Origin of the sequence: Herpetosiphon gulosus, assembly GCF_039545135.1 — a bacterium.
Classification (GTDB): domain Bacteria; phylum Chloroflexota; class Chloroflexia; order Chloroflexales; family Herpetosiphonaceae; genus Herpetosiphon; species Herpetosiphon gulosus.
Window position 1 is genome coordinate 316,058 of the sequence record NZ_BAABRU010000003.1, and the last position, 12,756, is coordinate 328,813.

Sequence of the window (12,756 nt, forward strand, 5' to 3'; positions counted from 1 at the left end):
GTGGCAATAACAATCGATAAACCCCTATTTGGTCTTTTTATACAAAAGCGACAGTGTTGGGCTGATGGTGTTAGAAGTAAGCACTTGCGAAACTCGAACAACGCTTGACAATCATGGAACGATTCAACTATTAGTACTATCGGTTGTTCGGCATATCAACTCAGACTCAAAAGGAAAGGTTCAACTAACTCCTTTCGTCAGATTGATGAAACCTACAAGCACTGCGAATGTGTGACCCCAGTGCAGCCAAAATGGCTCCGAACACACAAGGAGGATTATTCAATGGCACAGGACACAGTACAATTTGACCGCAATGTGTTGGATCAAGTTGCCAGCCGCTTTGGCAAACTTGCTCAATCATCACAACAATTGATGCAAATGCTCACTCAACTGAGCCAAACTCTTCGCACAGAGTGGCTTGGTGATGCAGCAACAAGTTACCAGGCAGAATGGGAACAAGACATTAAACCAGCCTACATGCGCTTGATCGAAGCCTTCAACACCTTCCAATCAACCACCAACGAAATCAAGAAGACCTTCGAGCAACATGAAGAAGAAGCTGCTGGTATCTTCAAAGCTTGGCAAATCTAACTTTCGCTATTTTTATTCTAAGGAGGCTCTCTCATGGCAGAGAAAACAAAATTTAATCCAGAGGCTATGCATCAAGCCGCCGCAACCTTCGGCAAAGCGCATGAAGGTTTGCAAGATGTCAACCAAGAAGTATTGTCGATTGCCAACACCCTCCAAGAATCACTCAAAGGTGATGCTGGCAATGAATTTGTTGACACCCTGCAAATCATGGCTCAATCAATCGCCAAATTTGCTGCTAAGATGACCAATATTCAAGACGATATCAAGGTTTCAATGCAACAAATGGCCGATACCGACAACAAAAATTCCCAAATGTTCTAAATTTAAAAAGCCATTTCAGAATATCAAGGAGTTAATTAATGAAAAGTTTCCTAATGCGCTTAGCTCGCAAGGTTTTGGATAGCGTTCTGCAACAATTGATGCAACAATTCAATGTCATTCAAGAACAAGCCTTGGCTCCAATCAAGCAAATTCTTGGCATGGTTGACGGTGTATGGCGTGGTAATGGGGCAACTCAATTCAAAGACGAGTTGCTGAATTTGATGACCCCCGAAGTTACTCGCATCGGGACTGGCATCACCAACTACCACAAAAACTTGACCAAAGCCCGTGATTTGATCGACCGTGCTGATAGCACCGCTCGCAACTTGGTCAACTCAAAATTGCGCAGTATTGCTAAATTCTACTAATTTTGACATTGAATTCTTAAGTATAGATTTTAAGGAGGCCATTTCATGGCAGAAGTAGAAGTATATCTAGAGCAAGGCCCAGTTGAAAAAATTGCCAAGACTCTCAATACAATTGGGCAAGTCTTGAAAACTGTGGCTAAGGTGTTGGAAGTGCTTTCAACCACGCTTAAAGCTACCGCGTTCATCGGGTTGGTCGGCGGTTATGCCGTTGCTCAATACATCGATCAATTCCGCCCAACAATCGAAAAAATGTCGGAAAAATTGCTCGAAACTGCAGGTGAAGTCAACAAAGCAGTTCAAGCATACATCAACCAAGATTCAACCCTCTCAGGTCGCTTCGGTTAGTTTTATATCTAAGTCATTTTACCCTGTATTTCAAACCGATCATGCACCTGCATGGTCGGTTTGAATTTAAATTCCCTACCCCCTCTCCCACTGCGGTAAGCGAGGGGATTTTCACTAGTAGGGTTGATCAGATTATAAGTATGCGCCATGAATAAAACACCCCTCTCCTCGCTCAGCGGGAGAGGGGTCGGGGTGAGGGTATAGATATTAAATAATATTAAGCTGGTTCAGCGTTACAAAAAAGGTGATCAAAAAGGCCACGGTCAAGAGGCTAATCACAATGACCAAAATCGTATTAAGGCTAGGCCAGCGGCTCTTTTTAGCAGTTGGGACTTCACCGAATAGCTTGAGCAATTCTTGCACAACTTGAGCGGCATTCTGTGGACGATTAGCTACTTGGGTATCAACCATGCGCACCGCCAGCTCAGCAATCGCTCGCACGTCAGCAGTCCGGTTCATATTAATCCGATGGTTTTTCAAAACCGCTTGATAGACCTCTTCATCGCTTTTGAGCTTAAAGGGGTAGGCGGGAACACCAACCAACATTTCATACAAAATCAAGCCCAAGCCATAGACATCGGTGGCATAGCTCGGTTTTTGCAAATGTGGTTGCATAATTTCGGGCGAGGTATAGGCTGGGGGAACCATAAACGAATACCAATCATTGTTGATATTTTGTGGCGTGCTGGCAATCCCCAAATCGAGCAAATAAACGGTTGGGACTGAAGGATTATCTTCAAAATGCACCAACAACGAATCAGGCGTAATCCCAAAGTGCAACACGCCTTTGCTTTGCAACAAAGCCACTGATGAGGCTAAACGCATCACCAACCAACCAATGTGGTTGACCCACATTTGGGGGTTTTTGGTCAGCGCATCGCGTAACGATTCGCCAGCAAAGAAATCTGACAAATAATAGTAAAAGAGGTGTTCGCCGAGCATGGCCCGACCATAAGCTTCGGTTTGAGCGCTAACGGTGGCATTGGCGTAAGGTGGCCGCCAATTTGGCAAAAAGGTATTGCGTTCATTCGAAACCCGCACTGTTTTAAGAAATTCAGCTTCTCGTTTCAAGCGCTCGGTATTTTCGCTACCAACGTGGGCAACTTTCAGAAAAACCCGCTCTTTTTGATGGCTTGCTTCATATAAAACCGAGGAGCGTAATACCACAACTGGCCGCACGATTTCAATATCGCCCAGCCATTTTCCATACCCGAGAATTGTTGGCGATTTTTCAGCTTGACAATAAACTTCTTGACAATACAAATTATTATCAAACGATGTTCGTTCACATAACAGACATACCTGTTTCATGGGCGCTTACTCCGTTCCATGGGTAGTCATGGGAAACCAGATTACGGCTCTATCGTACCGCAATATGGATTGCTAGGCGAGGATTGTTGGCACTACTCTACTCATTTATTCAAAAGCTGTCAACCACTAGCCGAAATAGCGGATTGTATGGTATAGTTGGCACGTTACACCAGCGAAACGCTATTTCTCTCTCCTCGTGCCATTTTGTAGAGTGTGTTCAAGATTAGATCCGATCAGTGATTGATCGATGGGCGGAATTTTGGAGATGCACCGATGAAAAACTCTATCCAAATGATAGATCGTCCTCCACGGATTCAACCAGAGCTACCTTTTAATAAGTTTGAAATCCCATCACCCCCAGAAAATCCTGAGGATGCGATTTCTAAGTTAATCCAATTGGCTCTGCCGATGACGATGATTGTGGGCTATGTCTTTGTAACAATGTTCGGAGGGCGTGGCGGCGGCGGCGCTTTGATTCTGATTCCGATGGCCTTATCGGTGTTGGCCTCCACAGGGTTCTCGATCTATTCGTTTATTCGCGAAAAAAACCAACGTTTAGAGCGTGAACGGCAATATCATGAACAAATCGTCGAGCTTAATAAGGATATGCACGGCTATCACGATTTGCAGCGCCGTTTCTATCGCTATAACTATCCCGATACCCCTAGCACAATCAGAGTAATTACTGATGCCAAACACGATTTAGAAAAACCTGAACGTACCCTCCGTTCAAATGCGCGGATTTGGGAGCGCCGAGTTTCTGACGATGACTTTGGTTCAGTGCGACTTGGCATGGGGACACTGCCCTCAACCGTGGTCTATGAGGTGCGGGGTGGTGGTAATTTTAGCAGCCCACTCGCCCGCGAAGCAATGAAGCTCGATGCTGATTCGCGCTATGTCTCAGATATTCCAATTATCATCACGTTACGGCACAAATCCGAGGACGAAAGTGATTCAAAGGAAAAGTCTACTCCGATTACCCCAACAACCCATGCTTTGGGGATCGCTGGCGCACGCGATGCTGTCTATGAGTCGATTCGCTCAATCTTGGCGCATTATGTGGTGTTTCACTCGCCCTCAGATACCCGTTTGTATGTCTTGGCTTCGAAATATAACGAGTGGGATTGGGTCGAAACCTTGCCTCACTGTCAGCCAGGCGAATACGAACAACTCTGTTTTGTTAGCGAAATTAAAGAAGTTGCTGATGATGCAGATGAAGAAGGCGATGAATTAGATCAATACATGGAAGGCATTCGTAAAATTCTATCGCAACGTAAGATGCGCATGGAAGATAACGAAGAAAATAGCAATAATTCGGGCCGTGGCAACCCAGGCTTACCATTTATGTTGCTGGTGGTTGACCTGCTCGATATGTATGAAAAAGCTGGCGAACGCCTACGCAATATCGAATCGGACGCAGCGCTTTCAATTTTGATCGAAGAAGGTCCACAGCTTGGGGCTGCGGTGATCTTCCTTGTGCCAGAGCGCAGTAAAGTGCCTGGCGGTTGTAAATCGGTGATCGAAATTGAACGTACCACGCCAGCAACCAACAGTAAACAAGCCCAACATCAACAATTATTCTTCCGCTACGCCGAGCAGGGGGTCAATACCTTCCGCTATATCGGGGCTGCCGACAATATCGTCAATCGCGATGAATCACGCAAATTAGCTGAAGAATTATCAACCCTCAACTTACGCCAAAGCGCTGGAGCAAACCTTGCCGATGCAGTAGCCTTCTTCGATTTGATGGGCTATAGCTCGCTCGATGAACTCAAAGTTGATGCGCTTAAGAATTGGCAACGCAGCATCCAACCCAAATATGCCAACTGGCTTCGCGCTAAAGTTGGCCGTATGTCAGGGAATAAAGCCCGTACTTTAGTTTTCTCGGCCAAAAAAGACGGTGTCCACGGGATGGTTGCAGGGAGTACCGGTTCGGGTAAATCTGAGTTGCTGATCTCGCTGATTGCTGTGATGGCCGTTACCTACGATCCGTCAGTGGTTAACTTTGTCTTGGTTGACTACAAGGGTGGTGGTGCATTCAAGGAATTTGAACGGCTGCCCCACTGTGTCGATATTATCACCAACTTGGCTGGCGATGGCGTAACGCGGATGTTTACGGCCATTAAGTCGGAAATGCAACGCCGCCAAGTGCTCAACAACGAAACTGATACCAAAAATATTGTTGAATATCGCAAAAAGAATTTCCATACGACCCACTATCCCTACCCCTATCTGTTTATCATCATCGACGAATTCGCTGAAATGATCGCCGATCGGGCTGAATATCGCGGTGAGTTGGAAAGTATCACGCGGATTGGGCGTTCACTTGGGGTTTCGTTGATTCTAGCAGCCCAACGGCCAAGCGGGATCACCGACCAAATGCGCTCGAACATCAAATTCCGGATCAGCTTACGGGTGGAAACTCAGGGCGAAAGCCGCGAAATGTTGCGCCGCTCGGATGCCGCCTTCTTGCCAACTGGGATTCCAGGTCGGGGCTATCTCCAAGTTGGTAACGAAGAAATTGAATTGATTCAAGTGGCCTACACTGGTGATCCCTATGTTGATCCCAATTCAGTTTCGCAAGAAAAGGTTATCTGGCCGGATCGTCGCCGCGCTGAAGGGGTTGATCCAGGGATTGATACCCAAGATCAAAGCCCACCAGAACTCTATAAAGTAATTGTGACCACGCTCGATACCTTATCACGCGATAACAACATTCCAATTCAACGTGCGCCATGGCCCAACTTCTTGCCACGTGAATTGGCCTTGACCCAACACTTGATCTCTAATGATCCCAATGTTAATGCGGTTACCTTTGAAGAATATCTCTTAGGTATCGACGATATTATGGTTGGCTTGCCGCGCGAGCACGACCTCACCCTCAACCCAGCCTTAAATAAATGGATTAACGGTAGCTCAGGCTGGGTCGAAGATCTCAACTGGCGTGAATATGCGATGCGTCCAGTCGTTGGTTTGATCGATAATCCTTATGCTGCCAAACAAATACCATTGACAGTTGACTTCCCACGTGGTCATGCAGTGGTCTTTGGTGGCTCGGGTTGGGGTAAAACCACCTTCCTGCGCTCGATGCTGATGAGTTTGGCTGCGACCCACTCACCCAATCAGATGCATATGTATATTCTCGATTTGGGTGGGCGTAACTTTAGCGTTTTGGATAAATTGCCTCACTCGGGTGCGGTAATTATTCCTGACGGTGAAGGTTATGAAGAGCGAGTTGAACAATTGCTGCGCGAAATCAACGATATTGTTGATGCGCGTAAGCTCTTGCTCAACGATGCAGGGATCGCCGATATTTACCAATACAATACGGTTAATCCCAAGAACACCCAACCAGCAATTTTGGTTGCAATCGACAACTTTGCCGAATTTACTGAAACCTTTGGCGAAGGTCCGGATACCAATGTTGAAAGCGTGTTGGATAAACTGATTTCAATTGCCCGCCAAGCTAAACCTTACGCCATTCACTTTATCATCACGATTGGCAGCATGGCTGAGCTATCGAACCAAATCTTTAGCTTGTTTACCGAGCGCTATACCTTGAAGCTCAGCGATAACACCGAATATCGGGCAATCGTTGGCGGTCGGGTTGATGATATTAACGATATTCCTGGCCGTGGCTATACCAAGGTTGGGCCACAGCCGCTTAGCTTCCAAGTAGCAGTATCGGCAGGCATCAGTAGCGATGGCTCACTCGATTCAACCATCGAAATGAAGGAAATCGATCAGCTAGCACAATTTATGAGCGATTATGCCCGTGGCAAAAACTACGCCAAGCCACGTCGCGTCGATGCCATGCCCAAGGCGATTCTCTTCAAATCGATGCTGCCCGAAATGTATGCCACCATGCTGCAACGTGAGATTCGCTTTGAGCCAGATTTACGTCCCCAGCTCAATGCCTTGATGAGCGAAGCATGGGAAGATAGCATCAAGCCTGAAAACGCCGATTGGCTCAAGGTTACGGTTGGGGTAATGTCGGGCAATCGCCCACGCACGCTACAACTCGAAGCCAAAAAAGATGGTGTTCACGGGATGATCGCGGGGGGTACTGGGGCTGGTAAATCAGAATTGCTGATGACCTTGATCATCGGTTTGGCCGTGCGTTACGACCCCAGCATTCTCAACTTTATTCTGGTTGACTACAAAGGTGGTGGTGCGTTTGATCCCTTCAAGGATATGCCACACACCGTCGATTTGGTGACCAACTTAAATAAATCGCGGGTACGGCGGATGTTTACCGCGATCAATGCCGAAATGGGTCGTCGCCAAGCATTAAATGCCCGTACCGGCACCAAAGATATTGTTGAATATCGCGCTAAGGGCTTCCACCTTGACCCACAATGGGGGCCATTCCCGCATCTGTTCATCATCATCGACGAATACGCCGAAATGATCAGCGACACACCAGAATTCCGCGATGAATTGGAAAGTATCACCCGGGTTGGTCGTTCGATCGGGGTTAACCTCTTGCTGGCTTCACAACGGCCAATTGGGGTTACCGACCAGATGCGGGCCAATATCAAGTATCGGATTTGTCTGCGGGTTGAAGATATTGATACCAGCCGCGAAATGTTGCGCCGCTCGGATGCAGCCTTCTTGCCTAGCGGGATGCCTGGCCGTGGCTATCTCCAAGTTGGTAACGAAAATCTCGACCTGATTCAAGTATCGTACACTGGTGAATCCTACGATTATGCAGTGGCGGCTGATGGTACTAAGGCTAAGTTCTATGAACTGATTGTGAGCATGGCGCAGGAATTACTCAACCCACGCCCACGACCACAAACGCCATGGCCAGCCCCATTACCCGATGCAATTACCTTTGAACAATTGCTCAACCCACGCTATGTCGATAAAACCTATCTGCCATTGATGACGCTTGGCCGCTCGCAGCGGATTTCCTTGAATGCCTTCGTTGGCGATTGGTTTGAAAACAAAGGTCAATGGTTTGGAGTCGATTGGAATCACGTGGCCATGCGAGCGATCGTTGGGGTACTCGATGATCCAGGCAATGCCCGTCAAATGCCTCTAATTCTCGATTTCAATAAAGGCCATGCGGTAGTGTTTGGGGCTTCTGGTTGGGGTAAAACCACCATGATTCGTTCGATGGTGTTGAGCTTGGCAGCAACTCACTCACCAAATGAATTCAATGCTCATGTGCTTGATCTTGGTGGGCGCAACCTTGAAGTGCTCCGCTCAATTCCCCACGTCGGGACGGTGATTCTGCCCGATGAACAAGGCTATGAAGAGCGGATTCAACAGCTTTGGCGTGAATTGAATAATGTGGTTGATGAACGCAAGAAGCTGTTCAGCGATGCTGGCGTTTCAACCCTTGCTGAATACAATAGCCAAAACGCTGCCAAACCCAAGCCAGCCATTTTGGTAGCGATCGATAACTTCGGCGAGTATATCGAAACCTTTGGCGATGATAAGAATAACGATGCCAATAACTTGCTTGAGGCCTTTGTGGCTTTGGCACGCCAAGGGAAAGCCTATGGCCTACACATTTTGATCACTGCCAGCCGCTTGAACATTCTGTCAAGTAAACTATATAGCCTCTTTACTGAACGTTTGACCTTCCGCATCTCTGATGCAGGCGATTATTCATCAATTGTAGGGACGCGCCTGTTGGAAGTCGAAGAAATTCCAGGCCGTGGCGCAGCCAAGGTTGGGCGGGATGCACTGAGTTATCACATTGCGCTACCACCAGGCACGATTGGCAAAGCTGATGTGCTTGGGGCTGACGGTCAACCACAGGTCACCGAAAAACTCCAAATTCGCGGTGAAGCTGGCCAAATTCGGGTAATTGGCAAGCATATGAATGCGTATATTGCTAATAATCCTGGCAAATACCAACCACCATTGGGGATTGCCGCCTTGCCCAAGAGTTCATCGTATCGCCAAGTATTGCAAGAGATGCACAACATTGGCCGTGGTGATCGTCCATTCGTCGAAGAACTCAAAGAAGCCACCGCCAAAACATGGGAATACAACGGTGGAACGGGCAAGCAAGCTGGTTGGTTGGCAGCCTGTTTGGGGATTGTCTCGGGCAATCGTCCACGTACACTGCAACTTGAAGCCAAACGCGACGGTGTCCACGGGATGGTCGCTGGGGGTACTGGGGCTGGTAAATCGGAATTGCTGATGACCTTGATTGTTGGTCTGGCGCTGAATTACTCGCCAAGTATTCTCAACTTCGTCTTGGTGGACTTCAAAGGCGGTGGTGCCTTCAAACCCTTTGAAAATATGCCGCATTGTGTGGACATCGTGACCAACTTGAATAAATCGGCAGTTGATCGGATGTTCACATCGATTGATGCTGAAATTCGTCGCCGCCAAGCACTCAACGCCATGACTGGAACCAAAGATATTGTCGAATATCGCGAACGTGGGTTCCATCTCAAACCTGAGTTTGGTGCATATCCCCACTTGTTCATCATCATCGACGAATATGCCGAAATGTTCGATTCAAACCCTGAATATTTGCCATCATTGGAAAGTATCACGCGGGTTGGTCGTGCCCAAGGGGTTAACCTCTTGCTGGCCTCACAACAACCCAAGGGCGTTACTGACCAAATGCGGGCCAATATCAAGCTACGGCTCTGTTTACGGGTTGAGCAACCTGACACCAGTCGCGAACTCTTGCGCAAACCTGATGCCGCTTTCCTACCAAACGGCATGCCAGGTCGCGGCTATTTGCAAATTGGCAACGAAAACCTTGAGTTGATTCAGGTTTCATATACTGGTGAAAGCCAAATCGACGATCGTGAAGTTGGGGTACTATGGCCTGAACGTGAGCCAGAACCAGTTTCAACCAGCGAAGATACACCTAAACTGTTCGATACAGTGGTGCAAATTTCGCGCGAATTGGTCAATTATCAACCAACGCCTAAGCCATGGCCCAATTTCTTGCCTGAACGAGTAAGTTTGCAATCGCCGATTGTCAATGCCAAAGACAATACGATCATCGTCTTCCAACCAGCGGTTACCGACTGGATCAACGGTGATACCGAACGGCTCTGGCCTGGTGTCAATTGGGAAACTGAAGCCATGCGCACAGCCGCATTGCTGGTCGATGACCCAAATGAAGCAACTCAATTGCCATTCGTCTTTGATTTCAGCACCAATCACTTGGCAATCTATGGTGATTCTGGTTGGGGCAAGACCTCATTGTTACGTTCGATCATTACAAGCTTAGCGGCAACCCACAGCCCCGATGAACTCCACGCCTATGTGGTCGATTTGGGAGGACGCAACTACCGTAGCTTGCGCAACTTGCCTCACATTGGAGCCTTGATCTACGCCGATGATGAGACCTTTGAAGAACAAATGCTGCGCTTGTTTAGCAAAATGGAACGTTTGACCCGCGAACGCCAACAAATCTTTAGCGATGCTGGGGTCAACACGATCTATGAGTACAACCAGCAGTTTCCCGAGCAAGCTTTGCCAGCAATCGTGGTAGCAATCGATAATATTGCAATCATCCACGAAAATTATGATGCGGTTGAAGAATCGATCCTGATTCCGTTGGTACGACGCTCGCTAAGTGTTGGGATTGCCTTCATCGTGACCGCCAACTTTCCAAACAATATGTCAAGCCGATTCGGTAGCTTGTTCGGTGAACGGATCACCTTCAAACAAGGGCAGCAAGATCGTTATATGGATATTGTTGGTCGCGGCGCAATTGAGTTTGGCGATATTCCAGGCCGTGGCTATATTCGGGTTGGCAAGCGCCCATTGCTCTTCCAATCGACTTTGCCAGTCGGCTTAGTTGGCCCCGATGGCCGCGATCATCGCAACGAAGCCGAAGAACTGGATCTGATGGGCATGATGATGCAAGCTAAAGTCCAACAACTTGGCGGCATGAAAACCACACCTGATCCAATTCAAATTCTGCCGCAAATTGTGCCATTGCGTGAGATGCTGGATGCCGCCAATGAAGTTGCTGAAGGTAAAGTCATTTGGAGCGTTGTTGGCCAAAGCAATAATCTCCAACCAGCCATGTACGATCTCAAGAAGATTGGGCCACACGCAGCGATTGCAGGGCCGCCAATCTCAGGGAAAACGACCTTACTCTATAACTGGGTACTTTCGTTAGCCGATCGCTACACACCTGAACAAGTTGCAATGGTCTTGATTGACACCCGTGGACGCTTCTTCAAATATGGTGGCAAGCGCAACTTTGCTGATTTGCCGCATGTTTTGCAAACGGTCAGCGAAATCGATCAAATGCCGAGTTTACTCGAAAATCTGCAAATCGAATGTCAAGCATTTGCCCAACAAGCAATTAGTCGACCAGTCTACATCTTCATCGATAACTTTGAAGATTTCAGCGACGAAGCCGAAAGCAAACGTTCAGTCATGAACGACATTGCCGTGCTCACCCGACGTTACGGTGGCGAAGGCGTGTTTGTGATCATCGCGGGGACACTTGATGGCTCAGTCAACGATTTACGCCGACGGGTTATGAGCGCGAATTTTGGGGTTGGGCTGCGCACCGCGCAAGCAGTTGAATCGCTGCGGGTTATGCGCACTCCAAGCGAAGTTCGTGGCAAAGAATTGCCAATGGGGCGAGGCTTTATGGTCAAAGCTGGCCAAACCACCTTGATTCAAGTTGCTAGCCCATATACCAACGGGAGCCAAATTGTGACCGAAGATGCCAGCGATGAAGCCGAACGGGTAATCAATGCGCTTGATAGCTGGGTCGAAACTATTGCTGAACGCTACCCTGAACGGGCAGCTTGGTCAAGCGGAGCAATCACGATTGGCGACAAGCCAGTTAACATGGAACAAGATCCACGCGTTGTCCAGATGTCGGCGCTGATTCGTCAAGGTATCCAACGCTTAATGCCACGGCTCAAAGAATCCAATGGCGAAGGTAGCATTACCGAAAGCATTATGCAAAACTACATTACGATGGATTTTGTCAGCTGGAATAGTTCGGAACGGCTGCGATCAATGCTCCATCAAATGTTGATTGATCAACATATGCACGATGGGCTTGATCTTGAAACTGCCACGATGATGGCCGATATGACCAACAGCGACGATGAATCGTTGATTCTGGCCTTTGAATCAACCCTAGTAGAAAGCTAGTACTAATTGGGTGGCAGACTGAATTCAGATTCTGCCACCCAAACATAATCCTGTGCGAGGAGTTACGTTCATGGCTAAACAAGCCCGCTTCGAACTTTTCATCGATGTTTATGAAAAAAAGCAACAAGTTGCCCAAGCCCTCACCAATATGCCAACTGGCGAACTTGTTGAATCGATTCTGAAGGAATTTCGGCGTGATTTCGATTTTCTCGGCCAAAACCCCGATGCCTATTGCTTGATGAAAGCTGATGGCACGGTTTTGAGCAATAATCGCACGCTCGATAAACAAGTATCTAATAAAGATCGCTTGATTTTTAGCGAAGCTATGCCGAATATGCCTGCCGATGGGCAACCAATGGCCCGCCGCATTTACCTACGCGAACATCCAACCGGCAATAGTTTTCGCTTACACTGGCAACCAGCAATTGTTGGCCGCTTCGATAATCAATCAAACAACGATCTTTTGGCAGTTGATTTGGGCAGCCATCCCAATGGCTTACGAGTTTCACGTCGCCAATTTGAAATTACCGAAACTAGCGGCCATTTCTATATTGAAAGCCTTTCGCCTAATCCAACCACAATTACCGATTCAACTGGGCGGCCAATCCAAGTTGATCGTCGCCAAGTGCTGCAACATGGCGATTTGATCACGCTTGATCGCAGCCAAATCACGTTTAAAGTGATCATCTCGGATTAGGCTATTCGCCGA

General features: G+C 47.8%; 7 protein-coding genes. 6 read left to right on the plus strand and 1 reads right to left on the minus strand.

Annotated elements, in window-relative coordinates; genetic code table 11:
• Positions 1–282 precede the first annotated feature (282 nt).
• From ABEB26_RS05370 to ABEB26_RS05385, 4 genes are read left to right on the plus strand one after another with little or no spacing between them, the layout of a single operon-like run.
• Positions 283–591 (plus strand): WXG100 family type VII secretion target, encoded by a 309-nt coding sequence (locus tag ABEB26_RS05370; RefSeq protein ID WP_345720945.1) that lies wholly within the window; start codon positions 283–285, stop codon positions 589–591.
• Positions 592–624: 33 nt separating this feature from the next.
• Positions 625–912, plus strand: a complete 288-nt coding sequence (locus ABEB26_RS05375) for a WXG100 family type VII secretion target (protein WP_345720946.1) — start codon at positions 625–627, stop codon at positions 910–912.
• Between the two features lie 38 nt (positions 913–950).
• The gene (locus ABEB26_RS05380) at positions 951–1,280 is read left to right on the plus strand and encodes a hypothetical protein (protein WP_012190118.1); all 330 of its coding nucleotides are present in this window, start codon (positions 951–953) and stop codon (positions 1,278–1,280) included.
• Positions 1,281–1,325: 45 nt separating this feature from the next.
• Entirely contained in the window at positions 1,326–1,625 is a 300-nt protein-coding gene (locus ABEB26_RS05385; RefSeq protein ID WP_012190119.1) for a hypothetical protein, read from the plus strand.
• A 207-nt stretch (positions 1,626–1,832) separates the two neighbouring features.
• Here ABEB26_RS05385 and ABEB26_RS05390 read toward each other — a convergent pair whose 3' ends face one another.
• A complete protein-coding gene (locus tag ABEB26_RS05390; RefSeq protein WP_345720947.1) occupies positions 1,833–2,936 on the minus strand; it encodes a serine/threonine protein kinase in 1,104 nt (367 codons plus the stop codon).
• A gap of 408 nt (positions 2,937–3,344) precedes the next feature.
• On the opposite strand from ABEB26_RS05390, the gene ABEB26_RS05395 reads away from it, so the two are divergent.
• Positions 3,345–12,047: an FtsK/SpoIIIE domain-containing protein gene (locus ABEB26_RS05395; protein WP_345720948.1), complete on the plus strand. Its 8,703-nt coding sequence runs from the start codon at positions 3,345–3,347 to the stop codon at positions 12,045–12,047.
• Between the two features lie 70 nt (positions 12,048–12,117).
• Positions 12,118–12,744 carry an FHA domain-containing protein gene (locus ABEB26_RS05400; RefSeq protein ID WP_345720949.1) on the plus strand — a complete coding sequence of 209 codons (627 nt, stop codon included), beginning with the start codon at positions 12,118–12,120 and terminating at the stop codon, positions 12,742–12,744.
• Positions 12,745–12,756 lie beyond the last annotated feature (12 nt).